The 26726-nt window shown below is 44.8% G+C and carries 25 protein-coding genes; 20 read left to right on the top strand and 5 right to left on the bottom strand.

Annotated elements, in window-relative coordinates:
* The first annotated feature begins 256 nt into the window (after positions 1–256).
* The 8 genes from AC0C66_RS07370 to AC0C66_RS07335 all read left to right on the top strand — a co-directional run bounded on the left by AC0C66_RS07370 (position 257) and on the right by AC0C66_RS07335 (position 8077).
* Positions 257–1444 carry an acetate kinase gene (locus tag AC0C66_RS07370; protein ID WP_003223511.1) on the top strand — a complete coding sequence of 396 codons (1188 nt, stop codon included), beginning with the start codon at positions 257–259 and terminating at the stop codon, positions 1442–1444.
* Positions 1445–1528: 84 nt separating this feature from the next.
* A complete protein-coding gene (locus AC0C66_RS07365) occupies positions 1529–2041 on the top strand; it encodes a MogA/MoaB family molybdenum cofactor biosynthesis protein (RefSeq protein ID WP_014114767.1) in 513 nt (170 codons plus the stop codon).
* Positions 2042–2209: 168 nt separating this feature from the next.
* On the top strand, positions 2210–3421 hold the full coding sequence (locus AC0C66_RS07360) for an argininosuccinate synthase (protein WP_014114766.1): 1212 nt from the start codon (positions 2210–2212) through the stop codon (positions 3419–3421).
* Positions 3418–4803 (top strand): argininosuccinate lyase, encoded by a 1386-nt coding sequence (argH, locus tag AC0C66_RS07355; RefSeq protein WP_014114765.1) that lies wholly within the window; start codon positions 3418–3420, stop codon positions 4801–4803. The genes AC0C66_RS07360 and argH overlap by 4 nt, the downstream gene beginning before the upstream one ends.
* Positions 4804–4867: 64 nt before the next feature.
* Positions 4868–4999, top strand: a complete 132-nt coding sequence (locus tag AC0C66_RS07350) for a hypothetical protein (RefSeq protein ID WP_003223517.1) — start codon at positions 4868–4870, stop codon at positions 4997–4999.
* 126 nt (positions 5000–5125) lie between these two features.
* Entirely contained in the window at positions 5126–5893 is a 768-nt protein-coding gene (locus AC0C66_RS07345) for an SDR family oxidoreductase (protein WP_061186759.1), read from the top strand.
* A gap of 61 nt (positions 5894–5954) precedes the next feature.
* Complete coding sequence (locus tag AC0C66_RS07340; RefSeq protein WP_014114762.1) at positions 5955–6638, top strand: metal-dependent hydrolase; 684 nt, start codon at positions 5955–5957, stop codon at positions 6636–6638.
* A 119-nt stretch (positions 6639–6757) separates the two neighbouring features.
* On the top strand, positions 6758–8077 hold the full coding sequence (locus tag AC0C66_RS07335; protein WP_014114761.1) for a CBS domain-containing protein: 1320 nt from the start codon (positions 6758–6760) through the stop codon (positions 8075–8077).
* 19 nt (positions 8078–8096) lie between these two features.
* Here the strand turns inward: AC0C66_RS07335 and AC0C66_RS07330 are convergent, their stop codons facing one another.
* Positions 8097–8399: a YtpI family protein gene (locus AC0C66_RS07330; protein WP_003223529.1), complete on the bottom strand. Its 303-nt coding sequence runs from the start codon at positions 8397–8399 to the stop codon at positions 8097–8099.
* A 130-nt stretch (positions 8400–8529) separates the two neighbouring features.
* On the opposite strand from AC0C66_RS07330, the gene nrnA reads away from it, so the two are divergent.
* Positions 8530–9471 (top strand): bifunctional oligoribonuclease/PAP phosphatase NrnA, encoded by a 942-nt coding sequence (gene nrnA / locus AC0C66_RS07325; protein WP_061186757.1) that lies wholly within the window; start codon positions 8530–8532, stop codon positions 9469–9471.
* 17 nt (positions 9472–9488) lie between these two features.
* On the opposite strand, the gene AC0C66_RS07320 is transcribed toward nrnA, so the two are convergent.
* From AC0C66_RS07320 to ytrH, 3 genes are all read right to left on the bottom strand, one after another.
* Complete coding sequence (locus tag AC0C66_RS07320) at positions 9489–9680, bottom strand: YtzJ family protein (protein WP_003223533.1); 192 nt, start codon at positions 9678–9680, stop codon at positions 9489–9491.
* A 96-nt stretch (positions 9681–9776) separates the two neighbouring features.
* Positions 9777–10280, bottom strand: coding sequence for a sporulation membrane protein YtrI (gene ytrI, locus AC0C66_RS07315; RefSeq protein ID WP_003223535.1), 504 nt, complete (start codon positions 10278–10280; stop codon positions 9777–9779).
* On the bottom strand, positions 10277–10618 hold the full coding sequence (gene ytrH / locus AC0C66_RS07310; RefSeq protein WP_003223537.1) for a sporulation membrane protein YtrH: 342 nt from the start codon (positions 10616–10618) through the stop codon (positions 10277–10279). Before ytrH ends, ytrI begins: the two co-directional genes overlap by 4 nt.
* A 139-nt stretch (positions 10619–10757) precedes the next feature.
* Between ytrH and dnaE the strand changes: the two genes are divergently transcribed.
* From dnaE to AC0C66_RS07275, 7 genes are all read left to right on the top strand, one after another.
* On the top strand, positions 10758–14105 hold the full coding sequence (dnaE, locus tag AC0C66_RS07305; RefSeq protein ID WP_461845649.1) for a DNA polymerase III subunit alpha: 3348 nt from the start codon (positions 10758–10760) through the stop codon (positions 14103–14105).
* Between the two features lie 136 nt (positions 14106–14241).
* Positions 14242–15474 carry an NADP-dependent malic enzyme gene (gene ystJ / locus AC0C66_RS07300; protein ID WP_072182595.1) on the top strand — a complete coding sequence of 411 codons (1233 nt, stop codon included), beginning with the start codon at positions 14242–14244 and terminating at the stop codon, positions 15472–15474.
* Positions 15475–15808: 334 nt separating this feature from the next.
* On the top strand, positions 15809–16681 hold the full coding sequence (gene accD, locus AC0C66_RS07295) for an acetyl-CoA carboxylase, carboxyltransferase subunit beta (RefSeq protein WP_014114757.1): 873 nt from the start codon (positions 15809–15811) through the stop codon (positions 16679–16681).
* A complete protein-coding gene (gene accA, locus AC0C66_RS07290) occupies positions 16666–17643 on the top strand; it encodes an acetyl-CoA carboxylase carboxyl transferase subunit alpha (protein WP_072182596.1) in 978 nt (325 codons plus the stop codon). The genes accD and accA overlap by 16 nt, the downstream gene beginning before the upstream one ends.
* Before the next feature lie 183 nt (positions 17644–17826).
* Positions 17827–18786 carry a 6-phosphofructokinase gene (pfkA, locus tag AC0C66_RS07285; protein ID WP_003223547.1) on the top strand — a complete coding sequence of 320 codons (960 nt, stop codon included), beginning with the start codon at positions 17827–17829 and terminating at the stop codon, positions 18784–18786.
* A 41-nt stretch (positions 18787–18827) separates the two neighbouring features.
* A complete protein-coding gene (gene pyk, locus AC0C66_RS07280) occupies positions 18828–20585 on the top strand; it encodes a pyruvate kinase (RefSeq protein ID WP_041521039.1) in 1758 nt (585 codons plus the stop codon).
* Between the two features lie 93 nt (positions 20586–20678).
* Entirely contained in the window at positions 20679–21062 is a 384-nt protein-coding gene (locus tag AC0C66_RS07275) for an FxsA family protein (protein ID WP_003237784.1), read from the top strand.
* A 32-nt stretch (positions 21063–21094) separates the two neighbouring features.
* Here the strand turns inward: AC0C66_RS07275 and ytvI are convergent, their stop codons facing one another.
* Positions 21095–22210 carry a sporulation integral membrane protein YtvI gene (gene ytvI, locus AC0C66_RS07270; protein WP_014114753.1) on the bottom strand — a complete coding sequence of 372 codons (1116 nt, stop codon included), beginning with the start codon at positions 22208–22210 and terminating at the stop codon, positions 21095–21097.
* 96 nt (positions 22211–22306) lie between these two features.
* Here ytvI and AC0C66_RS07265 point away from each other — a divergent pair, with 96 nt between their 5' ends.
* The 4 genes from AC0C66_RS07265 (at position 22307) to mdh (ending at position 26640) form a co-directional block, all read left to right on the top strand.
* The gene (locus tag AC0C66_RS07265; RefSeq protein ID WP_014114752.1) at positions 22307–22771 is read left to right on the top strand and encodes a DUF441 domain-containing protein; all 465 of its coding nucleotides are present in this window, start codon (positions 22307–22309) and stop codon (positions 22769–22771) included.
* Positions 22772–23104: 333 nt separating this feature from the next.
* Positions 23105–24223, top strand: a complete 1119-nt coding sequence (gene citZ / locus AC0C66_RS07260; RefSeq protein ID WP_014114751.1) for a citrate synthase — start codon at positions 23105–23107, stop codon at positions 24221–24223.
* Positions 24224–24386: 163 nt separating this feature from the next.
* Complete coding sequence (icd, locus tag AC0C66_RS07255; RefSeq protein ID WP_003223557.1) at positions 24387–25658, top strand: NADP-dependent isocitrate dehydrogenase; 1272 nt, start codon at positions 24387–24389, stop codon at positions 25656–25658.
* A gap of 43 nt (positions 25659–25701) precedes the next feature.
* Positions 25702–26640 (top strand): malate dehydrogenase, encoded by a 939-nt coding sequence (mdh, locus tag AC0C66_RS07250; protein ID WP_003223559.1) that lies wholly within the window; start codon positions 25702–25704, stop codon positions 26638–26640.
* Positions 26641–26726: the final 86 nt, after the last annotated feature.

Genomic DNA, 26726 nt, shown 5'->3' with positions numbered 1-26726 from the left:
CCAGCTTTGAAACACAAAATACAGAAAGAAAAACCGCAACATGTAAGCGTTCGTCAACACGAAATCTATAGGTGATATGTCTGAAAATAACGACTTCTTATTGTAAGCGTTATCAATACACAAGTTGACTTGAAATGCCGACATGACAATGTTTAAATGGAAAAGTCAGATATTTTTCGGGGAAGATGATGATATTCACCGGGAAAAAAGTACGAAAAATGAAGTTGTTGATACAGAGTATAAAGGAGCGTCAATCATGTCCAAAATTATTGCAATTAACGCAGGAAGCTCGTCTTTGAAATTTCAGCTTTTCGAAATGCCTTCAGAAACCGTTTTAACGAAGGGTTTAGTTGAACGAATTGGTATCGCCGACAGCGTATTCACGATTTCTGTAAACGGCGAAAAAAATACAGAAGTAACTGATATTCCGGATCACGCGGTAGCTGTTAAAATGCTGCTGAACAAGTTAACGGAATTCGGCATTATTAAAGATTTGAATGAAATTGACGGAATCGGCCACCGCGTCGTGCATGGCGGAGAAAAATTCAGCGATTCTGTTTTATTAACGGATGAAACCATTAAGGAAATTGAGGATATTTCTGAATTGGCACCGCTTCACAACCCGGCAAATATCGTTGGAATTAAAGCGTTCAAAGAAGTGCTTCCAAATGTTCCTGCGGTTGCTGTTTTTGATACGGCATTCCACCAAACAATGCCTGAGCAGTCTTACCTATACAGCCTGCCGTATGAATACTATGAAAAGTTCGGCATCCGTAAATACGGCTTCCACGGCACTTCACATAAATATGTGACTGAGCGCGCGGCAGAGCTTCTCGGCCGCCCGTTAAAAGACTTACGCCTGATTTCCTGCCACCTCGGAAACGGCGCAAGTATTGCGGCTGTTGAAGGCGGCAAATCAATTGATACATCTATGGGCTTTACGCCGCTTGCCGGTGTTGCAATGGGTACACGTTCTGGAAACATCGACCCTGCCCTGATCCCATACATCATGGAGAAAACAGGCCAAACGGCTGACGAAGTACTGAATACATTAAACAAAAAAAGCGGACTGCTCGGCATCTCCGGTTTCTCAAGCGATCTTCGTGACATCGTTGAAGCAACGAAAGAAGGAAATGAGCGCGCGGAAACTGCCCTTGAAGTCTTCGCGAGCAGAATCCACAAATACATCGGTTCTTACGCTGCAAGAATGAGTGGTGTAGATGCGATCATCTTTACTGCCGGTATCGGTGAAAACAGTGTGGAAGTAAGAGAGCGCGTCCTTCGCGGCTTAGAATTCATGGGTGTATACTGGGATCCTGCGCTTAATAATGTGCGCGGCGAGGAAGCTTTCATCAGCTATCCGCATTCTCCAGTAAAAGTCATGATCATTCCGACTGATGAAGAAGTCATGATTGCGCGCGACGTTGTTCGTTTAGCAAAATAAATCAGTTGAAAAGCACATTCTCTTGAATGTGCTTTTTTGTTCATGCATGATAATGACAGACAGAAAATTAAAAGAGGTGGGCCAATGAGTGTTCAAGAGCATAAACAAGAAGCTCCGGATATCGTTCGGTGCAAAGTGATCACAGTCAGTGACACGAGAACAGAGGAAACCGATAAAAGCGGCAAACTGATGATCTCGTTTTTAGAAGAAGCCGGTCATCACATTGCTGCATATGAAATTGTAAAAGACGAAAAGGATGCTTTGCAGCGGGCTGTGCTTGCGGGCTGCATGGATGAACAAACAGACGCGGTTCTCTTAAACGGAGGGACAGGCATAGCAAATCGGGACGTCACAATTGAAGCCATTACGCCGCTGTTTTCGAAAGAGTTGCCCGGCTTTGGAGAAATCTTCAGGATGCTGAGTTATACAGAGGATATCGGCTCTGCCGCAATCATGTCGAGAGCTACTGCTGGTGTCATCCAGCATACAGCTGTTTTCTCAACACCAGGCTCAAGCGGCGCGGTAAAGCTGGCAATGAATAAGCTGATTATTCCCGAACTTGCACATGTGGTCAGAGAAATCAGAAAAGACAAGTAAATGAATAAATACTACGAAACTTCACCTGAAAATTAGGTGAAGTTTTTTTTATAAAAGGCTTGAAAAAACGAAACGTACTTGTTAAAGTGTATACATACAAAATGTATTTTTATTAAATATAATTTATTTTTATACAAAAAGAAACACGGTTGAGAGGGGATTTTTATCATGTCAGAACAGAAAAAAGTCGTATTAGCATACTCAGGAGGTCTTGATACTTCCGTCGCAATAAAATGGCTCCAGGAGCAAGGATATAATGTAATCGCCTGCTGCCTGGACGTCGGTGAAGGCAAAGATTTGGCATTTGTTCAGCAGAAAGCGCTGGAAGTCGGCGCGACAAACTCCTACGTGATCGATGCAAAAGAAGAATTTGCACAGGACTACGCGCTTATCTCTCTGCAGGCCCACACGATGTATGAAGGGAAATATCCGCTCGTTTCGGCATTATCTCGGCCGCTGATTGCAAAAAAACTGGTTGAAATCGCGGAAAAAGAAGATGCACAGGCGATTGCGCACGGATGCACAGGGAAAGGAAATGACCAGGTTCGTTTCGAAGTATCCATTAAATCATTAAACCCTGACCTCGAAGTGATCGCGCCGGTTCGGGAATGGCAGTGGTCACGTGAAGAAGAAATTGAATATGCGGCAAGCCGCGGCATTCCGATTCCGATCAATCTTGACAGCCCTTATTCAATCGACCAAAACCTCTGGGGACGCGCAAATGAGTGCGGCATTTTAGAAGATCCATGGGCGGCGCCGCCAGAAGGTGCATACGATTTAACAGCTCCGCTGGAAAAAACGCCGGACACGCCGGAAGTGATTGAAATTGCATTTGAACAAGGTGTGCCTGTATCCATTGATGGCGTATCCTACTCGCTTTCTGAACTGATTTTGAAGCTGAATGAAATGGCAGGCGCGCACGGTGTCGGACGTATCGACCACGTGGAAAACCGTCTTGTCGGCATTAAATCGCGGGAAGTATACGAATGCCCTGGTGCGATAACACTCATCAAAGCGCATAAAGAATTGGAAGATCTAACCCTGGTTAAAGAGGTAGCCCACTTTAAACCGATCGTCGAGCAAAAAATGTCAGAAATCATTTACAACGGCTTGTGGTTCTCGCCGTTAAAAGACGCACTGCACGCTTTCTTAAAAGAAACGCAAAAGCATGTCACAGGCATTGTCCGCGTGAAGCTGTTTAAAGGCCATGCGATTGTAGAAGGCCGTAAATCAGAATACTCTCTATATGATGAAAAACTTGCAACATATACAAAAGACGATGCGTTTGATCACCATGCGGCAATCGGGTTTATCGAGCTTTGGGGACTTCCGACAAAAGTGAACAGCATCGTGAAAAAGAAGGAGCAGATTCAAGCATGAAGAAGCTTTGGGGAGGCCGATTTCAAAAAACACCGGAAAAATGGGTCGACGAGTTCGGCGCGTCTATATCATTTGACCAAAATTTAGTCACTGAAGACATTACAGGGTCTCTCGCACATGCTGCCATGCTGAAAAAATGCGGTATCCTGACAGCAGAGGAAGAGCTGAAAATCCGTGAGGGACTGAATACCCTTCTGCAAAAAGCAGAGGAGGGAGCATTGGAATTCTCAGTTGATTATGAAGATATTCATTTGAACATTGAGAAAATGCTTATTGACGAAATTGGCCCTCTCGGCGGCAAGCTTCATACCGGCAGAAGCCGGAATGACCAGGTGGCAACTGACATGCATTTATACTTGAAACATCATGTCGGCCACATCATCGAGCTGATTGAGGCATTCCAAAGCGCGCTGATCGAAAAGGCGGAAGCGAATGTCGAAACGATTCTGCCGGGCTACACTCATCTGCAGCGCGCCCAGCCGATTTCGTTCGCTCACCATTTGCTTGCGTATTTCTGGATGCTGGAGCGCGACAAGGAGCGTTTTCAGGATTCAATGAAGCGGATTAACAAATCTCCGCTAGGCTGCGGGGCACTTGCGGGAACAACCTTCCCAATCGACCGTGATTATTCAGCAGAACTGCTCGGTTTTGATTCCATTTATGAAAACAGCCTGGACGGCGTCAGCGACAGAGATTTCATTTTGGAGTTTTTAAGCAACAGCAGTATGCTGATGATGCACCTATCCCGTTTCTCTGAAGAAATCATTCTATGGTGCTCTCAGGAGTTTAAATTCATCGAGCTTGACGATACGTATGCAACGGGAAGCAGCATGATGCCGCAAAAGAAAAACCCTGATATGGCAGAGCTGATCCGGGGTAAAACAGGACGCGTTTATGGCGATATGATGGGACTGTTTACGATCATGAAAGGTCTCCCGCTCGCTTACAACAAAGATCTTCAGGAAGATAAAGAAGGCATGTTTGACACAGTGAAAACAGTTGAGGGCAGCCTGCAAATCTTCACAGGCATGATTCAAACAATGACTGTAAACAAAGAGGTCATGAAGCAAGCGACAAAACAAGACTTTTCAAATGCGACGGAACTGGCCGATTATTTAGCGAAAAAAGGAATGCCGTTCAGAGAAGCGCATGAAGTAGTCGGGAAACTTGTGTACACATGTATCGAAAAAGGGATCTATCTAAGCGATATGCCATTTGCCGAATTTCAGCAGGCGAGCACGCTCTTCGAAGAAGATATATACACTGTCTTAGACCCTTACCACGCAGTTGAAAAAAGAATGAGCGCCGGAGGCACTGGATTCAAACAGGTGGAGCACGCGCTTGAAAAAGCGAAAGCTTGCGTGGCAGCCGGAGTTTGTTAAAATTTCCTTCATAAAATCCCGTCATTATAGCCAACCTACCTCTATAATGATGGGAGGCAGAAGAATGAAAAAAGAACCGGAACGCTATATATATGATGAACAAGAAAGCCAGGAGACAACAAGGCTCATTTCAGAAGCATATCAAAGCGGTTATGTCGATATGCATGATCAGGAGCCTTCATCTTCTGCTGAATAAGCTGTCTGTACAGGCAGCTTTTTTTGTATGTCCAAGTGTAAAAAGTGATATTGAAGGCCTTTTATAGTAAAGTAGAAGAAGAAACACTTTATTGAAAGCGGCGACGTTGCTTTGGGAGGTATTCATGTGCGACATGCTTTAATTACTGCCGGTTCGAAGGGTTTAGGCCGCAAAGTGACTGAGACGTTGCTTGCAAAGGGGTATTCAGTAACAGTCAATTACAGGCAGGATGAGGAGGCTGTCAGCCGCCTGAAGGAAGCCTGTCCTGATTGTCTTGACCGGCTGCAATTTGTAAAAGGTGATGTCACCAAAAAAGAAGATCTGCTGCGTATTGCAGAGGCTGCCTTAAACCGCTTCGGAAGGATCGACTTTTTGATTAACAACGCGGGACCCTACATATTTGAACGTAAAAAGTTAGCCGATTATACTGATGATGAATGGTACGGCATGCTGGAAGGTAATTTAAGCGCCGTCTTTCATTTATTCAAAGCGGTTATTCCTATTATGAGAAAACAGCAATTCGGACGCATTATCACGTACGGATTCCAAGGTGCGGCGCACGCGCCCGGCTGGCTTCACCGGTCGGCATTTGGCGCTGCGAAAGTGGGTTTGGCTTCTTTAACGAAGACAATTGCCATTGAAGAAGCCGAATTCGGCATAACCGCCAACATGGTTTGCCCGGGTGACATTGTCGGCGACATGAAGGAAGCATCAATAGAGGAAGCCAGAAAGCGAATCGGCAAAGAAAAAACGCCGATAGGAAGATCCGGCACAGGCGAGGATATTGCCCGGATTATCGCTTTCTTGTGTGAGGAGAACTCAGACCTTGTGACAGGGACTGTCATTGAAGCCACTGGAGGCCTCAATGTCATTAATAAGAATCAAACAACATAAGTTTTTCAGCTTTATAAAAAGGGAAAATAAAAAAACAAAATAACGTGACGAGGTGAAAGAAATGAAAGTGACATATCACGGACATTCTGTAATCACAGTGGAAACGAAGGATCATCATATTATATTTGACCCGTTTTTGACAGGGAATTCGTTAACAGATATAAAGCCGGAGGATGTAAAAGCAGACGTCATCTTATTAACGCACGGCCACAATGACCATGTCGGTGACACTGAGCAAATTGCCAAGCAAAACAATGCGCTGGTTGTAGCTCCGAACGAGCTCGCCGTGTACCTAGGCTGGAAAGGCTTGAATGTTCATCCAATGCACATCGGCGGCTCCCGCCAGTTCGATTTTGGAAAAGTGAAGCTCACACAGGCCTTTCACGGATCAGCCATCACAGATGAAGAAAACAAAACGATCACTTACACAGGCATGCCAGCCGGTATTTTGCTGACAGTAGAAGATAAAACGATTTTCCACGCGGGCGATACGGCTCTTTTCTCTGATATGAAACTTATTGGCGAATTGAATCATATTGACATTGCCTTCCTGCCGATTGGCGATAACTTTACGATGGGGCCTGAAGACGCCAAGCTTGCCGCTGAATGGCTGCGCGCAAAACAGGTCGTGCCGGTGCATTACAATACATTCCCGGTCATCGAACAAGACCCTGAGGCCTTCGCTGACAGCCTGCCGGGCGGAGTCGGTAAAGTCATGGCGGTCGGTGAGACGATCGAGCTTTAAACGGGTGAAAACATCTCCTGATTTCTCAGGGGATGTTTTTTTATTTTCTCCGCTCATTGCGTATAAATCCTTCGAAACCTTATAATAAAAACAGAAGACTGTCCTTAGAGGTGAAACGCTTGGCAACGAAGCATGAACAAATTTTAACGTATATTGATTCACTGCCTGTCGGTGAAAAAATTTCTGTGCGAAGAATTGCAAAGGAAATGAAAGTAAGCGAAGGGACCGCGTACAGAGCGATCAAGGAAGCAGAGAATAAAGGGTTTGTCAGCACGATTGAACGTGTGGGCACAATCAGGATTGAACAAAAGAAAAAAGAGAATATTGAAAAGCTTACATATGCAGAGGTTGTAAATGTTATAGACGGACAGGTGCTCGGAGGCCGGGCTGGACTCCATAAGACATTGAATAAATTCGTCATCGGCGCGATGGAGCTGGACGCGATGATGCGTTACACCGCAGCGGGCAATCTTTTGATTGTCGGAAACAGAATCAACGCACACAGACAGGCGCTCGAAGCGGGCGCGGCTGTATTGGTGACTGGGGGCTTTAACACGGATGACAGCATTGTGCAGCTGGCAGATGAGCTTGAGCTGCCGATTTTATCCACAAGCTATGACACCTTTACAGTCGCCGCAATGATCAACCGGGCGATTTATGACCAGCTGATCAAAAAAGAAATTGTCCTGGTGGAGGACATCTTAACGCCGGCTGACCGTACGGTATATCTTTCGCCTAAGGATAAACTTGAAAAATGGTATGAGAAAAACTTTGAAACGGGGCACGGCCGGTTCCCGGTTGTCGATGATCAGATGAAAATCCACGGCATCCTGACATCAAAAGATATTGCTGGCCATGACCGAAACGCACCTATCGAAAAGGTCATGACTAAAAATCCCGTTACGGTTATTGGGAAAACATCTGTCGCCTCAGCTGCGCAAATGATGGTATGGGAAGGGATCGAAGTGCTTCCCGTCACTGACGGCCACCAAAAACTGATCGGCATGATCAGCCGCCAAGACGTGTTAAAAGCGCTTCAAATGATTCAAAAGCAGCCGCAGGTTGGGGAGAAGCTTGATGATATCGTTTCAAGGGGATTTAAAGATGAGGGTGATGATAAAGAGGATCAAACAGTTTACGAGTATGAAGTCACGCCGCAGATGACAAACCAGCTCGGAACAATTTCTTATGGTGTGTTTACGACCATTTTGACGCAAGCGGCAAACCGGTTTTTACGCTCGAAAAAACGCGGCGAGCTCGTAATCGAAAGCATCACCATTTTCTTTTTGAAGCCTGTGCAGATGGAGTCGGTCATCGAAGTCAAACCGCGCATTTTGGAGGCTGGCCGAAAGTTCGGAAAAATGGAAGTTGAAGTGCATAGCCAAGGCCATATCGTGTCAAAAGCGATGCTAATGGTTCAGCTGATGGAAAGAAGCTAAGGGACGTTTCAGGCGCCCCTTACGCGTGATCTCTTTCAGCTTCTTTGGCGTGAAGGGGATAGTAATGCCTGTAGGCTTTATAACCTGCCCAAGCGCTTCCTGCTCCTATGACGATAAAGATACCGCCAATTACTAACGTTAATACAGAATGAAATAATATCATTTGGTTGAGCCCGTAGAACAGGACCAGTGACCCTAAGGCCATGCTTGATTTTGCTGAACAGATTTCTTTCTCCAAAGATTGCTTAGCCCGAACGCCTTTTACTTTATAGTACACATAAAAGCAGGCTGAAAGCCCAATCAAAAAAACAAGAACCAGCATAAATGAAATCCTCCATCGTAAAAGTTTACAAACCCATTCTATACAAAAACGGGCTTGGTTTTGACGTTATTTTTCTTTTCCGTCGGCAGAGAATGTGATTTAATAAATAAAAACAATAAAGGAGTATCAAATGAAAACAGAACTGATCAGAACCATATCATTATATGACACGATTATCTTACATAGACATGTGCGTCCTGATCCGGATGCCTACGGATCACAGTGCGGACTTACAGAAATCCTGCGTGAAACATATCCTGAAAAAAATATTTTTGCGGTCGGCACGCCTGAACCGTCCCTCTCTTTCTTATATTCCCTTGATGAGGTGGACAATGAAACATATGAAGGCGCACTTGTCATTGTCTGCGATACGGCAAATCAGGAAAGAATCGACGATCAGCGTTATCCTTCAGGCGCCAAACTGATGAAAATCGACCACCATCCGAACGAAGATCCATACGGTGACCTTCTCTGGGTCGATACAAGCGCCAGCTCAGTAAGTGAAATGATTTACGAGCTGTATTTAGAAGGAAAAGAGCACGGCTGGAAGCTGAATACGAAAGCGGCAGAGCTCATCTACGCCGGCATTGTCGGAGATACCGGGCGCTTCTTATTTCCGAATACAACGGAAAAAACATTAAAATATGCAGGCGAGCTCATTCAGTATCCATTCTCTTCCTCAGAGTTGTTTAATCAATTGTATGAAACAAAACTGAATGTGGTGAAGCTTAACGGCTATATCTTTCAAAATGTGTCATTGTCCGAAAACGGTGCCGCTTCTGTTTTTATCAAAAAAGATACGCTTGAAAAGTTCGGCACAACGGCTTCAGAAGCGTCGCAGCTTGTCGGGACGCTTGGGAATATCTCAGGTATTCGCGCTTGGGTGTTTTTCGTAGAAGAAGACGATCAAATCAGAGTCAGATTCCGTTCGAAGGGGCCTGTCATTAACGGACTTGCCCGGAAATATAACGGCGGAGGGCATCCGCTTGCTTCGGGCGCCTCTATTTACAGTTGGGATGAAGCTGATCGGATTTTAGCTGATCTGGAAACATTATGTAAAGAACACGAGTAGAGGGGAGGCCCTCTCTCTTAGTGTTCATCTGTGACGGGGATGAACCAGCAGCCAAAATCAGTAAGGTCCTCATAGACTTGGAGATTGTGAGATTGAAGTTCTTTTTTGATGAGGGAAGCGAGTGAGTGTGTTTCGGCATATGCAGAAAAACCTTGTCTGAGCCGGGCTGCTTGATCTTTTGCTAACTGACGGTCACTGTAAACCTCCATTTCCCTTCCTCCTTCCTTTTGAAGCCTCACATATAGTTTATAAAAAAGAATGGGAAAAAGCGACAGTAGTTTGGAGAATTTAAAAAAAATCCATAATTATGTGGCGAATGATATTTCAAGTTCTACTGTCAATCTTGTATAAATCGTTAATTCCTTGACGGTTGCCTCGTATTTTTTTTCATTGATCATATACACTTTATTTTCGATTGTCCGTTTTAAAAGATCTTTTGTTTGATAGACGCTCTCTATGTCTTTTGTAATCACCTCTGAAATATCATCCTTTACATGCTCCTCGAATTTCGTTTTATCCGGCTGCGATATTTTATATTTATCCCCATTCAGCAATTTAACGCTGACGCTTTGAATCAGCAGTTTTCTTTTATTATCTTCATTCAGTTTATGGAGGTCTTCCTGATAGATCGAAATTTGATTGTTCAAGTCTTTTACATGCTCTTTTTGTTTTTCGATGAGGCTGACCTGCTCCTCTTGGAATGTTCCGTAAGTAAACAGGAAAAAAAACCAGCTGATTACGGCTCCGCACATCATTCCCGCGAAAAAGCGCTGCCACCCCGGTTTTTTGTAATGCTGGGGGACCCTCATGAAGAAAGATGCTCCTGAGTCAGCCATGAAATAATGAGCCAGCCGCTTTGCGCGCCGCCCATGGCCGAGATAATCAAAAGAAGCTGTTTAAAAATATCTCTCGTATTGCCTTCAAGAATGCCCCGTTCAAAGCTGTAAACCGCATCAAAGGTGCCTCCGATAGCTGCGACAAGCGCCCATATTTTTAACCGGTTTGCAAGCTTTGTAATCGCCGTAAGCGGGGCTTCGCCTGCCAAATATGCTCCGAGCCCTCCAATGAGTGCGCCCCCGATCAGCACCCCTAACGCAATGAAGTAACTATTAATAAAATTCACCATAAATCCTGCTTCCTGATCCATCTTTATCACCTCACCTTTTATATCATATTGAGCTTTCAGGACAAGTATGATGAGTAGTCGAAAAAGAACATTTGTTTCTTTTGGAAACCGGACTTATAATGAAGAAAGAAATGGATCGTAATGAGAAAGAGGTGATAGCATGTCTTTTGTTCACCTGCAAGTGCATAGCGGGTACAGCCTGCTAAACAGCGCCGCGGCTGTGGAAGAGCTCGTCAGTGAAGCTGACAGGCTCGGATATGCGTCTTTGGCGCTGACAGATGATCATGTCATGTACGGAGCTATTCAATTTTATAAAGCATGCAAGGCGAGAGGAATCAACCCGATAATCGGTTTGACGGCTTCAGTTTTTACAGATGATAACGAGCTTGAAGCCTACCCGCTCGTCCTGCTGGCCAAATCAAATACAGGCTATCAAAACCTGCTGAAAATCAGCAGCGTCCTGCAATCGAAATCAAAAGGCGGGCTAAAGCCGAAATGGCTTCACAGTTATCGAGAAGGTATTATCGCAATAACGCCCGGCGAAAAAGGATATATTGAAATGCTTCTTGAAGAAGGGCTGTTTGAACAGGCCGCTCAAGCCGCACTTGAATTTCAGTCTATATTCGGTAAGGGAGCCTTTTATTTCTCCTATCAGCCTTTTAAAGGGCATGAAACCTTGTCTGAGCAGATTCTGCGTCTGTCTGAAGAAACGGGTATCCCTGTAACGGCGACAGGCGATGTGCATTACATAAGGAAAGAAGATAAGGCTGCCTACCGCTGTCTGAAAGCGATTAAAGCAGGTGAAAAACTGACGGATGTACCCGCCGAAGATCTTCCTGATCTCGATTTGAAACCGCTCGAAGAAATGCAAAATATTTATCGAGAGCATCCTGAAGCACTGCAAGCTTCTGTTGAGATCGCGGAACAATGCCGGGTTGATGTCAGCCTCGGGCAGACCCGTCTCCCGTCTTTCCCGACTCCAAACGGAACGTCCGCTGATGATTATTTAACGGACATCTGTATGGCAGGACTCCGCAGCCGTTTTGGCACGCCTGATGAACGATATCTTCGCCGCCTTCAATATGAGCTTGGTGTCATCAAGCGGATGAAATTCAGCGATTACTTTCTGATCGTATGGGATTTTATGAAGCATGCCCATGAAAAAGGGATCGTCACGGGACCGGGAAGGGGTTCTGCGGCAGGCTCTCTAGTTGCTTATGTGCTGTATATCACAGATGTTGACCCGATTAAACATAACCTGCTGTTTGAACGATTTTTAAATCCCGAACGTATCAGTATGCCGGATATAGATATTGACTTCCCGGATACCAGAAGAGATGAAGTCATTCAATACGTTCAGCAGAAATACGGTGCGATGCATGTTGCCCAGATTATAACCTTTGGAACACTTGCGGCAAAAGCGGCGCTTCGGGACGTCGGCAGAGTATTCGGCGTAAGCCCGAAGGAAGCAGATCAGCTTGCAAAACTCATTCCAGCAAGGCCGGGCATGACGCTGGATGAGGCGAGAAAGCAGTCGCCGCAGCTGGATAAGCGGCTTCGGGAGTCAAGCCTGCTTCAGCAAGTCTATACGATTGCCCGAAAAATAGAAGGGCTGCCAAGGCATACATCAACACACGCAGCAGGCGTTGTCCTGAGTGAAGAGCCATTAACCGATGTTGTTCCGATTCAGGAAGGGCATGAAGGGATATATTTGACGCAATACGCGATGGATCATCTTGAAGACTTGGGCCTTTTAAAAATGGATTTCTTAGGTTTGCGCAACCTGACTCTGATCGAGTCCATCACTTCAATGATCGAAAAAGAAGAAAACATCAAAATAGATCTTTCAAGTATTTCCTACCGTGATGACAAAACGTTCTCCTTGCTGTCAAAAGGGGATACGACAGGGATTTTCCAGCTTGAATCTGCAGGGATGAGAAGCGTCTTGAAGAGGCTTAAACCTTCAGGCCTGGAGGATATTGTGGCGGTCAATGCGCTGTACCGACCTGGTCCGATGGAAAATATTCCGCTATTTATTGACCGTAAACACGGTCGGGCGCCTGTTCACTATCCTCATGAAGATTTAAGGAGCATCTTGGACGATACATATGGCGTCATTGTGTATCAGGAACAAATTATGATGATTGCTTCCCGCATGGCAGGGTTTTCTTTAGGCGAAGCGGACATGCTGAGACGGGCGGTCAGCAAAAAGAAAAAAGAAATCCTGGACAGAGAGCGAAGCCATTTTGTTGAAGGGTGCTTAAAAAAGGAGTATTCTGTAGACACTGCAAATGAAGTCTACGATTTAATCGTCAAATTCGCAAACTATGGCTTTAACCGAAGCCATGCGGTGGCATACAGCATGATTGGCTGCCAGCTTGCGTATTTGAAAGCTCATTATCCGTTATATTTTATGTGCGGATTGCTGACAAGCGTCATTGGCAATGAGGATAAAATATCTCAATATCTTTACGAAGCAAAGGGGAGCGGGATTCGTATCCTTCCTCCGTCAGTGAACAAAAGCAGTTTTCCGTTTACAGTTGAAGACGGATCTGTCAGATACAGCCTCCGCGCGATAAAAAGTGTAGGCGTCTCAGCAGTAAAAGATATATATAAAGCAAGAAAAGAGAAACCATTTAAAGATCTTTTCGATTTCTGCTTTCGCGTGCCGTCAAAAAGCGTAAATCGCAAAATGCTTGAAGCACTTATCTTTTCTGGTGCGATGGACGAATTCGGCCAAAACCGAGCCACGCTGCTCGCATCCATTGATGTTGCTTTGGAACATGCTGAGCTATTCGCCGCGGACGATGACCAAATGGGATTGTTTTTAGATGAATCGTTTTCAATTAAGCCGAAGTATGTGGAGACGGAGGAGCTTCCGCTTGTGGATTTACTCGCGTTTGAAAAAGAGACGCTCGGCATTTATTTTTCAAATCATCCGCTCTCTGCCTACCGAAAACAGCTGGCTGCGCACGGGGCAGTGTCCATTCTGCAGGCCCAGCAGGCTGTCAAAAGGCAGCTTTCTCTCGGAGTTCTGCTGTCAAAGATCAAGACGATTCGGACGAAAACAGGTCAAAATATGGCGTTTTTAACGCTCAGTGACGAAACCGGCGAAATGGAAGCCGTAGTCTTCCCTGAACAATTCAGACAGCTTTCTCCCGTTTTAAGAGAAGGCGCTCTTTTGTTCACAGCGGGGAAATGTGAAGTAAGGCAGGATAAGGTCCAGTTTATCATGTCCCGGGCAGAATTATTAGAAAATATGGATGCAGAAAAAGCGCCATCGGTTTATATAAAAATAGAAAGCAGTCAGCACAGTCAGGAGATCCTGGCAAAGATTAAGCGCATTTTGCTGGAGCATAAAGGGGAAACAGGCGTTTATCTCTATTATGAAAGGCAGAAACAGACGATTAAGCTTCCTGAGTCGTTTCATATCAATGCGGATCACCAGGTATTATATCGCTTAAAAGAGCTGTTGGGTCAAAAAAACGTCGTTTTAAAACAGTGGTAACGATTCACTTTTTGTTATACAATTGGAGCAATTATGTGACCCTGTTTAAATATTCAGATAGATCAACTCCGCAGAATGCAGCAATCAACGCAGCAATATACGAATCAAAAAATATCCATAAGGAGTGTTTAGGAGAATGTCATTAAGAGAAGAAGCATTACACCTGCATAAAGTCAATCAAGGGAAACTTGAGTCTAAATCAAAAGTAGAAGTCAGAAACGCGAAAGATTTAAGTCTAGCATATTCCCCGGGTGTTGCAGAACCGTGTAAGGATATTCATGAAGACATTAACAAAGTATATGATTATACAATGAAGGGGAACATGGTAGCAGTTGTAACTGACGGTACAGCTGTGCTTGGCCTTGGAAATATCGGCCCTGAAGCCGCGCTTCCTGTCATGGAAGGGAAAGCTGTTCTATTCAAAAGCTTTGCAGGCGTGGACGCGTTCCCGATTGCTTTAAACACAAACGATGTTGATAAAATCGTTGAAACTGTTAAATTGCTTGAACCGACATTTGGCGGCGTCAACCTTGAAGATATTGCAGCGCCAAACTGCTTTATCATTGAAGAACGCCTCAAAAAAGAAACAAACATCCCGGTTTTCCATGATGATCAGCACGGTACTGCCATTGTAACTGTAGCAGGTCTTGTAAACGCGCTGAAACTGTCTGGAAAATCCATGTCATCCATTAAAGTTGTCGCAAATGGCGCCGGTGCAGCTGGTATTGCGATTATCAAGCTTCTTCACCATTACGGCGTGCGTGACATCGTGATGTGCGATTCAAAAGGAGCGATTTATGAAGGGCGTCCGGAAGGCATGAACGATGTCAAAAATGAAGTGGCGAAATTCACAAACCAAGACCGCAAAGACGGTTCTCTGGAAGATGTCATCGTTGATGCGGACGTATTTATCGGCGTGTCTGTAGCAGGAGCGTTAACAAAAGAAATGGTTCAAAGCATGGCAAAAGATCCTATTATCTTTGCGATGGCAAATCCAAATCCGGAAATTATGCCGGAAGATGCGCGTGAAGCTGGCGCAAGCGTTATTGGAACGGGCCGTTCTGACTTCCCGAACCAAGTAAACAATGTTCTTGCATTCCCTGGTATTTTCCGCGGTGCGCTTGACGTTCGCGCCACTCACATTAACGAAGAAATGAAAATCGCAGCAGTTGAAGCCATTGCTTCACTGGTTTCAGAAGATGAGCTTAGCGCAGACTACGTCATCCCTGCACCGTTTGATAAACGTGTTGCGCCTGCTGTTGCGAAAGCTGTGGCAAAAGCGGCGATGGAAACAGGTGTTGCAAGAATCACTGTTGACCCTGAGGAAGTCGCAGAAAAAACGAGAAAACTTACGATTATTGGTGAATAATTTTAATTCATTCCAAAAATGGCAGCGTGTTGGCGGAGTCCGGCGCGCTGTTCTCAAGTTAAACTGGCGGCTGAAATTTTTTTAGGGGGTTGGCCTTAAAAAAATTTCAGCCGGGTTTAACATTATTTTTGAATGCGCTGCCAATCCTGTTATTTCAATGTCTTATCTGAATTCATCCGAACCTTTCCGAACACGTCATTGAATAAAAAGTTGTCGAATTGAGGATGACAGCGTTTGACAAAAAAAGTACAATAGTTTCGGTAAAGTTATTAGCAAGTCTATCTGATTGATGACATGCGGTGAAGAGAACCCTTCACAAAAGGGAGGTAATCATTTGTTAAAGGATATATTCACGAAAAAGAAAAAGTATGCTTCCGTACCGTCTGATCAAGCGAAGCACGATGTTCCGGAAGGCATTATGACAAAATGTCCTAAGTGTAAAAAAATCATGCTCACTAAAGAGTTGGATAAAAATATGCGAGTATGCATGAACTGCGATTATCATTTCCCAATGAACGCAAAACAACGTATCGAAAGCTTGATGGATGAACAATCCTTTGAGGAATTCAATCAGGGAATGGTGTCGGAAAACCCGCTTGGTTTCCCGGGTTATCTGGAAAAGCTTGAAAAAGATCGCGAGAAAACATCCTTAAACGAGGCTGTTGTGACAGGCAAGGGCACCATCGGCGGACACCCGGCTGTTGTCGCCGTCATGGATTCTTCATTCAGAATGGGCAGCATGGGTTCAGTCGTCGGTGAAAAAATCACGCTTGCGATTGAAAAAGCAAAAGCTGATAAAGTTCCGTTTATTATTTTTACGGCTTCAGGCGGCGCTAGAATGCAGGAAGGCGTATTAAGTTTGATGCAGATGGCTAAGACAAGCTCTGCCTTAAAGCTGTTCAGTGAAGAACAAGGCCTCATTATCTCAGTGATGACGCATCCGACTACCGGGGGCGTATCAGCAAGCTTTGCATCCCTTGGCGATTACAATTTCGCTGAGCCTGGCGCGCTGATCGGTTTTGCCGGAAGACGCATTATTGAACAGACAATAGGAGAAAAACTGCCTGAGGACTTCCAAACGGCTGAATTTTTATTAAAACATGGACAGCTTGATGCGGTTATTCACCGCGACGATATGAAAAAAACGTTAGAGAATCTGCTGGATATGCATCAAACAGGAGGTGACATAGAGTGGCTGCAAGATTAGAATTTGAAAAACCGGTGATTGAACTGCAAACCAAAATCGCCGAACTAAAAAAATTCACCCAAGATTCCGATATGGATCTAAGTGCTGAAATCGAACGGCTCGAAGACCGTCTCGCTAAGCTTCAGGATGATATTTACAAAAATCTGAAGCCTTGGGACCGTGTTCAAATCGCGCGTCTGGCGGACCGGCCGACAACGCTTGATTATATCGAACACCTGTTTACCGACTTTTTTGAATGTCACGGAGACAGAGCGTACGGGGACGATGAAGCCATTGTCGGCGGGATTGCGAAGTTCCAGGGCCTTCCTGTAACGGTTATCGGGCATCAGCGCGGCAAAGACACGAAAGAAAACCTAGTCCGCAATTTTGGGATGCCTCACCCTGAAGGCTATCGAAAAGCGCTTCGTCTCATGAAACAGGCTGACAAATTCAACAGACCGATTATCTGTTTTATTGATACGAAGGGAGCATACCCTGGACGAGCAGCGGAGGAAAGAGGACAAAGCGAAGCCATTGCCAAAAACCTGTTTGAGATGGCCGGCCTTCGAGTGCCTGTTATCTGCATCGTCATCGGTGAAGGCGGGAGCGGCGGAGCCCTTGGTCTGGGTGTAGGCAATCACTTGCATATGCTGGAAAACTCTACTTATTCTGTTATTTCTCCGGAAGGTGCCGCGGCACTTTTATGGAAGGACTCCAGTCTTGCTAAAAAAGCAGCCGAAACAATGAAAATCACTGCGCCGGATTTAAAAGAATTAGGTATTATAGATCATATGATAAAAGAAGTAAAAGGCGGAGCGCATCACGATGTAAAGCTGCAGGCTAGCTATATGGACGAAACCCTTAAACAATCGTTAAAAACTTTGCTGAAGCTGAGCGAAGAAGAATTAGTTCAGCAGCGCTATGAAAAATATAAAGCAATTGGCAAAGTCTCGGTTGAAGATCAATATATCGGGGTAAACTAAATAAACGTGAAGCCTTTGGCTCACGTTTATTTTTTGTGACATTCTTTAAATTTTATTTAAAAACAATTTATTTAATTGTATAATAGGTAAGGTTTGATAGGGAGGATGGAGATCCCTTTTCATTGTTTTTAGGGCAATGATCATGTTATGTTTAATCATATATGTTGCTGAGGTGAATGGAGAATGAAACGTATAGGGGTATTAACGAGCGGCGGGGATTCCCCGGGAATGAACGCAGCAGTTCGCGCAGTAGTCAGAAAAGCGATTTATCATGACGTTGAAGTGTACGGCATTTACAACGGATACGCAGGATTGATCAGCGGAAAGATTGAAAAGCTTGAGCTCGGATCTGTAGGCGATATTATACATCGCGGAGGAACAAAGCTTTATACGGCAAGATGTCCTGAATTCAAAACGGTTGAAGGCCGTGAAAAAGGGATAGAAAACTTGAAAAAGCTTGGTATTGAAGGTCTTGTTGTCATCGGCGGAGACGGTTCCTATATGGGTGCGAAAAAATTAACAGAACACGGGTTTCCATGTGTAGGTGTACCGGGTACAATTGATAATGACATTCCGGGCACTGATTTTACAATCGGTTTCGATACAGCTTTAAATACAGTAATTGACGCAATTGATAAGATTCGCGATACAGCGACTTCTCATGAACGTACATATGTGATCGAAGTAATGGGCCGCCATGCCGGTGATATCGCATTGTGGGCCGGTCTTGCAGGGGGCGCGGAATCAATCTTAATCCCTGAGGCAGACTATGACATGCACGAAATCATTGCCCGCTTAAAACGCGGCCACGAACGCGGCAAGAAACACAGTATTATTATCGTTGCCGAAGGTGTAGGCAGCGGTGTTGAGTTCGGGAAACGCATTGAAGAAGAAACAAATCTTGAAACTAGGGTATCTGTACTGGGCCATATCCAGCGCGGAGGTTCTCCAAGCGCTGCTGACCGCGTGCTGGCAAGCCGTCTTGGCGCATATGCTGTTGAACTGCTGCTAGAAGGAAAAGGCGGACGCTGTGTAGGTATACAAAACAATAAGCTTGTAGACCATGATATTATAGAAATACTGGATACAAAACACACAGTTGAGCAAAACATGTACCAGCTTTCAAAAGAACTGTCTATTTAATGTCAGCTGAAGGCTGAAGATTTCAGAAGGAAGTGAACCAAATGAGAAAAACTAAAATTGTTTGTACTATCGGTCCGGCAAGTGAAAGTGTTGAAATGCTTACGAAATTAATGGAGTCAGGAATGAACGTGGCTCGATTAAACTTTTCTCACGGAGATTTTGAGGAGCACGGTGCAAGAATTAAAAATATCCGCGAAGCAAGCAAAAAGCTTGGCAAAAACATCGGTATCCTGCTTGATACAAAAGGTCCTGAAATCCGCACACATACAATGGAAAACGGCGGCATTGAGCTCGAAACAGGCAAAGAGCTTATCGTTTCAATGGACGAGGTAGTGGGAACAACAGATAAAATCTCAGTCACATATGAAGGTTTAGTTGACGACGTTGAAAAAGGTTCAACGATTCTGTTAGATGACGGACTTATCGGCCTTGAGGTACTAGATGTAGATGCTGCTAAACGCGAAATCAAAACAAAAGTATTGAACAACGGAACACTCAAAAATAAAAAAGGTGTTAACGTACCGGGCGTCAGTGTCAATCTTCCGGGTATCACTGAAAAAGATGCACGAGACATCGTTTTCGGTATTGAGCAGGGAGTAGACTTTATCGCGCCATCTTTCATTCGCCGTTCCACGGACGTGCTTGAAATCCGTGAGCTTCTTGAAGAGCACAACGCTCAGGATATTCAAATCATCCCTAAAATCGAAAACCAAGAGGGCGTTGACAATATCGATGCTATTCTCGAAGTGTCTGACGGCTTAATGGTTGCACGCGGAGACTTAGGTGTGGAAATTCCAGCTGAAGAAGTGCCACTCGTGCAAAAAGAGCTGATCAAAAAATGCAACGCGCTAGGAAAACCTGTTATTACAGCGACACAAATGCTTGACAGCATGCAGCGCAACCCGCGTCCGACTCGTGCGGAAGCAAGTGACGTTGCAAACGCGATCTTCGACGGCTCAGATGCGATCATGCTTTCTGGTGAAACAGCTGCCGGAAGCTATCCGGTTGAGGCGGTTCAAACGATGCACAACATCGCGTCCCGTTCTGAAGAAGCTTTAAATTATAAAGAAATTCTTTCAAAACGCAGAGATCAAGTAGGAATGACGATTACAGACGCAATTGGACAATCTGTCGCACATACGGCAATTAACCTGAATGCTGCTGCGATCGTAACACCGACTGAAAGCGGCCATACAGCGCGTATGATCGCGAAATACCGTCCACAGGCGCCGATTGTTGCGGTTACTGTAAATGATGCTGTTTCCAGAAAACTTGCGCTCGTATCAGGCGTATTCGCAGAAAGCGGCCAAAATGCGAACACAACGGATGAGATGCTTGAGGATGCTGTCCAAAAATCATTGAACAGCGGAATTGTAAAACACGGCGATCTAATCGTCATTACAGCAGGCACTGTCGGTGAGTCTGGCACTACGAACTTAATGAAAGTTTACACTGTCGGCGATATCATCGCTAAAGGCCAAGGCATTGGACGTAAATCAGCTTTCGGTCCGGTTGTCATAGCACAAAATGCAAAAGAAGCTGAGCAAAAAATGACTGACGGTGCGGTACTCGTTACAAAAAGCACTGACCGTGATATGATTGCATCTCTTGAAAAAGCGTCTGCCCTTATTACAGAAGAAGGCGGTTTGACAAGCCATGCTGCGGTAGTTGGATTAAGCCTTGGCATTCCGGTAATCGTTGGCCTTGAAAATGCGACATCTATTTTGACAGAAGGCCAGGAAATTACAGTTGACGCTTCCAGAGGCGCAGTCTACCAAGGCCGTGCGAGCGTTCTTTAATCACAGGTGAAAACGGAAGGGGAATCCCTTCCTTTTCTCTTTATCTCGCCTAATGTTGAACAGAGGCGTGTTACACGTGTGGGGGGCTTGGATATGAGATTTTTATTTTTGCTTTTTATTGTATTTCCGGCAATAGAAATCGGCATATTCCTATTTTCAGGCAAGCTGATCGGCATTTTGCCGACGGTCCTTTTAATGATTCTGACGGGCATTATCGGCGCAGCAGCTGCAAAAAAACAAGGAACCGAAGTATATTACAAGGTTCAGCGTGATCTTCAATATGGCAAAATGCCGGGGGAAGCGATTGCTGACGGCCTGTGCATTTTCATTGGCGGTCTATTGCTGATGCTTCCGGGCTTTTTATCAGATTTGGCCGGCGCCTGTTTGCTTATCCCGTTTACCCGCAGCTGGTGTAAGCCGATTCTGTTCAAATGGCTGAGAGGGATGTCGAAGAACAAGCGGATCATCATCAAATAAAAAACGGCAGCCATGCAACATGGGCTGCTGTTTTATTTTTGTTGAACAGTAATGTAGGACCATACTTCCTTTAATGCGCCTGTTGTGATGAAGGCTTGGATGATGACGAGAACAGCCGGCCCGGCAATCAATCCTAAAAACCCGAATAATTTAAAACCGGCAAACAGGGCGATGAGCGTTGCCAGCGGATCGATCCCGATAGATTTACTAAGTATTTTAGGCTCTGTCAGCTGCCGCTGAATCAGAACAACGAGGTACAGTACACCGATTCCGATCGCCTGAGGCAGCTGGCCTGTAATCGATAAATACAAAATCCACGGCACAAATACGGAACCCGCACCCAAATAAGGGAGAAGATCAACAAGCCCGATTAAAAAAGCAATTGTTGCAGCATGTTCTACTTTTAAGAGAGAAAGGCCGATAAATACAATTACCATCGTAATGAAAACGAGAACGGCCTGAGCTTTGATAAAACCGGTCATTGCTTTTTTTAATTCGCTGCTTATGGCCTTGCTGTTAGCTGTAACCCGATCAGGCAGAATCGAAACGAGCATCGCTTTCAGTTTGTGCCAATCCTTTGTCATAAAAAATGTTGCCAGGAGAGAAAAAATCAGAACAGCCGCCGTATTGGGAAGAAGCGCGAAAAACCTCGGGATCATTTCTAGAATGTGGGACAGCAGCAGCCCGGCATTTTTAGCGGCGGAATCACCGAGTGTCTGGATGTGAGTAACGATGGAAGCCTGCTGGTTGGTCTCCAATTCTTGAAACAAAAGGGTCAGTTCGTTATAGAGCGGCTGGATATGAGTCGTAAATAATTTTTCGCAATATGAGATAAACGTGCTGATATGCGGTGGCAGTGTTTTTGCAAGATAGGCTGTTCCCGTTACGATTTCCGCTACAAGAATGGTGAGCACGCCGAAGGCGGCGAGCAGAAAAAGAGCAAGCACGCCCAGCACGTTTACCGTTCGGGGGAATCCTGTCACTTTGTCCAAATAGTCAACAACAGGATGAATCACTGATGAGAGAATAAGGGCGATTAGGAACGGATAAGTTAACGGAAACGAATAATAGGCCGCAGCTATCGATCCTGCGGTAACTGATATGACAAAGAGGGTTCTGAATAAAATAGTGATATAAGATTGATTCACGAAATCGGTCCTCCTCTCGTCAGCATGTCCTATTTTTTATATGTATTCACGCTCCGGCTGAATATGAATACATTCATCTTTAAGGAGGGATGGCATGTGTTTACACAAGCGAATTTATTTTTAATTATACTCTTGGCTATTGCACTTATCGCAAAAAACCAATCATTGCTCTTTGCTGTATCCGTCCTTTTGATCATCAAAATCGTTGGACTTGACCAGAAATTATTTCCAACCATCCAGTCAAAAGGCATTAACTGGGGAGTGACCATTATCACGATCGCTGTTCTTGTTCCGATTGCCACGGGAGAAATCGGATTTAAGCAGCTTGGAGAAGCAGTGCGGTCTTCCTACGCTTGGATCGCCTTGGGAGCAGGAATTGCAGTGGCGCTGATTGCCAAAAACGGCCTGACCTTGCTGGAAAATGACCCGCATATTACAACTGCTCTTGTGATCGGGACCATTCTTGCAGTCGCGCTTTTTGGCGGAGTTGCGGTGGGACCGCTGATCGGAGCGGGGATTGCTTATTTAGCCATGCAGATCGTAAAACTGTTCACTTCATAAAAAAAGCGGCTCTCAGGCCGCTTTTTTTTATATGCAAAAACCCACAAATAAAGGCGTTTTTTCGGGGAAAACACAGAACGAAAAAAAAAATTATAGGTAAACATTTAACAAATGTCTGATTATTGTTTATAATGAGAATAGGCTTAAACTTAAATAAGCTTATAAGAATTTGTTATGTTCTTTCATAAGCAAAGGGTTTCAGTAGAAGCAGGCAGTAAAATGTAAGCATTTTCTTTTAGGGGGAGAGAAATACTTGCATCATGCTTTTTAAGTAAGCCTCATGTTTTTACAACACTCTTAAAGGGGAAATTTATTGAAAAGGAGATGTTATATATGACAGCGACACGCGGTCTAGAAGGGGTTGTAGCAACAACATCATCTGTTAGTTCTATTATTGACGATACCCTTACATATGTGGGGTATGATATCGATGATTTAACAGAGAATGCAAGTTTTGAAGAAATCATCTACTTGCTTTGGCATTTAAGGCTGCCGAACAAAAAGGAGCTTGATGAGTTAAAGCAGCAGCTTGCAAAGGAAGCTGTCGTTCCGCAAGAAATTATTGAGCACTTCAAATCTTATTCCCTCGAAAATGTTCATCCCATGGCTGCTCTTCGGACAGCAATTTCATTACTAGGCCTGCTTGACAGCGAGGCTGATACCATGAACCCGGAAGCCAACTATAGAAAGGCGATCCGCCTTCAGGCAAAGGTGCCTGGCTTGGTTGCAGCGTTTTCCAGAATCCGCAAAGGCCTTGAACCTGTTGAACCGAGAGAAGACTACGGCATTGCCGAGAATTTTCTCTACACATTAAACGGTGAAGAGCCTTCGCCAATTGAGGTTGAAGCTTTCAACAAAGCGCTGATTTTACATGCTGACCATGAGCTGAACGCGTCAACGTTCACAGCAAGGGTCTGCGTCGCAACACTTTCTGATATCTATTCAGGCATTACTGCCGCAATCGGCGCACTGAAGGGTCCTCTTCACGGCGGTGCAAATGAAGGCGTGATGAAGATGCTGACAGAAATCGGTGAAGTAGAAAACGCTGAGCCGTACATCCGCGCCAAACTTGAAAAGAAAGAAAAAATCATGGGATTCGGCCACCGCGTGTATAAGCATGGTGACCCGCGCGCGAAGCATCTGAAAGAAATGAGCAAGCGCCTGACCAACCTGACAGGCGAAAGCAAATGGTATGAGATGTCGATTCGCGTAGAAGAGATCGTCACATCAGAGAAAAAGCTACCGCCTAACGTTGATTTCTATTCGGCTTCTGTTTATCACAGCCTCGGTATTGACCATGATTTGTTCACACCGATTTTTGCTATAAGCAGAATGTCCGGCTGGCTTGCTCATATTCTTGAGCAGTATGACAACAATCGACTGATCCGCCCGCGGGCAGATTACACAGGCCCTGATAAACAAGCATTTGTTCCGATTGAAGAAAGAGCCTAAAGAACCATTGGAGGCTGGCTTGCGTTAATGAGGTTAGCCTCTTGTTCAGAACATCAAAAGTGGTTTACACTTTCATTGAATGTTGAGAAAAATCATTTTGTTTTCTATATAGGAAAAATAAAATGTTTTCTAAATATGAATTACATACTGGGAGGTTTTTATTGTGGCACAAGGTGAAAAAATTACAGTTTCTAACGGAGTATTAAACGTACCAAATAACCCGATTATCCCGTTTATCGAAGGAGACGGAACCGGTCCTGATATTTGGAACTCGGCTTCGAAGGTGTTGGAAGCAGCAGTTGAAAAAGCATACAAAGGCGAAAAGAAAATTACGTGGAAAGAAGTTTATGCCGGAGAAAAGGCTTATAATAAAACAGGTGAGTGGCTGCCTGCTGAAACATTAGATGTGATCCGCGAATATTTCATCGCGATTAAAGGCCCGTTAACGACACCTGTCGGCGGCGGAATCCGATCTTTGAACGTAGCGCTCAGACAAGAGCTTGACCTATTCGTCTGCTTAAGACCTGTAAGATACTTTACTGGAGTGCCGTCACCGGTAAAACGCCCTGAAGATACTGATATGGTCATCTTCCGTGAAAATACAGAAGATATTTACGCAGGCATCGAGTACGCAAAAGGCTCTGAAGAAGTGCAAAAGCTCATCAGCTTCCTGCAAAATGAGTTAAACGTCAACAAAATCCGTTTCCCTGAGACATCAGGTATCGGCATTAAACCTGTTTCTGAAGAAGGAACAAGCCGTTTGGTCAGAGCAGCCATTGATTATGCGATCGAGCACGGCCGCAAATCAGTAACCCTAGTTCACAAAGGAAACATCATGAAGTTCACAGAAGGCGCCTTCAAAAACTGGGGCTATGAACTTGCTGAAAGAGAATACGGCGAAAAAGTATTCACATGGGCTCAATATGACCGCATTGCTGAAGAACAAGGAAAAGACGCTGCCAACAAAGCGCAAAGCGAAGCGGAAGCAGCAGGCAAAATCATTGTCAAAGACAGCATTGCTGACATCTTCCTTCAGCAGATTTTAACGCGTCCGAACGAATTTGATGTCGTTGCAACAATGAACCTGAACGGAGATTACATCTCTGATGCTCTTGCTGCGCAAGTCGGCGGAATCGGCATTGCTCCTGGAGCGAACATCAACTATGAAACAGGACATGCGATTTTTGAGGCGACGCACGGAACGGCTCCTAAATATGCAGGCCTTGATAAAGTAAACCCATCTTCAGTTATTCTTTCAGGCGTTCTGCTTCTTGAGCATTTAGGATGGAACGAAGCGGCTGATTTGGTTATCAAATCTATGGAAAAAACAATCGCTTCTAAAGTCGTAACTTACGATTTTGCCAGATTAATGGACGGCGCCACTGAAGTGAAATGTTCAGAGTTCGGAGAAGAACTGATTAAAAACATGGACTAAGCAAGGAAACAGCCTAAAACTAGCCATAAAGGAGAAGAGAGACATGGGAAATACTCGTAAAAAAGTTTCTGTTATCGGAGCAGGGTTTACCGGAGCGACAACTGCATTTTTAATCGCTCAAAAAGAGCTGGCAGACGTAGTTCTTGTTGACATTCCGCAATTGGAGAACCCGACAAAGGGAAAAGCGCTTGATATGTTTGAGGCAAGCCCGGTTCAAGGCTTTGACGCAAAAATTACGGGCACATCCAATTACGAGGATACAGCGGGTTCTGACATTGTTGTTATTACAGCCGGTATCGCAAGAAAACCTGGTATGAGCAGAGATGATCTAGTCTCTACAAATGAAAAAATTATGAGAAGCGTTACACGAGAAATCGTGAAATATTCTCCTGACTCTATCATTGTGGTGCTGACAAATCCTGTTGATGCAATGACATACGCGGTGTACAAAGAATCAGGCTTCCCTAAAGAGCGCGTAATCGGCCAGTCCGGTGTGCTTGATACGGCAAGATTCAGAACATTTGTGGCAGAGGAATTAAACCTGTCAGTGAAAGATGTGACTGGTTTCGTTCTTGGCGGCCACGGTGACGATATGGTGCCGCTTGTGCGTTATTCTTATGCTGGCGGTATCCCGCTTGAAACTCTCATTCCGAAGGAACGGATTGACGCAATTGTAGAGCGCACTAGAAAAGGCGGAGGCGAAATCGTAAATCTTCTTGGAAACGGAAGCGCGTATTATGCGCCTGCGGCTTCTCTGACAGAAATGGTTGAAGCGATCTTGAAAGACCAGCGCCGCGTCCTTCCTACAATTGCTTATCTTGAAGGGGAATACGGCTATGAAGGCATCTACCTTGGTGTTCCTACAATCGTAGGCGGCAACGGTCTTGAGCAAATCATTGAACTTGAACTGACAGACTATGAAAGAGCACAGCTGAATAAATCAGTTGAATCTGTCAAAAATGTCATGAAAGTATTATCTTAATAAAAAGAGAGAAAGGCTTGCTTGATAGAGCCTTTCTCTTTTTGCTATAAATGAAAGCGTTGTCATCATCTTCTTTATTTCTTTTA

The sequence above is a fragment of the Bacillus sp. VA13 genome (assembly GCF_055710085.1).
This window is presented reverse-complemented; position numbering and strand designations above follow the sequence as displayed.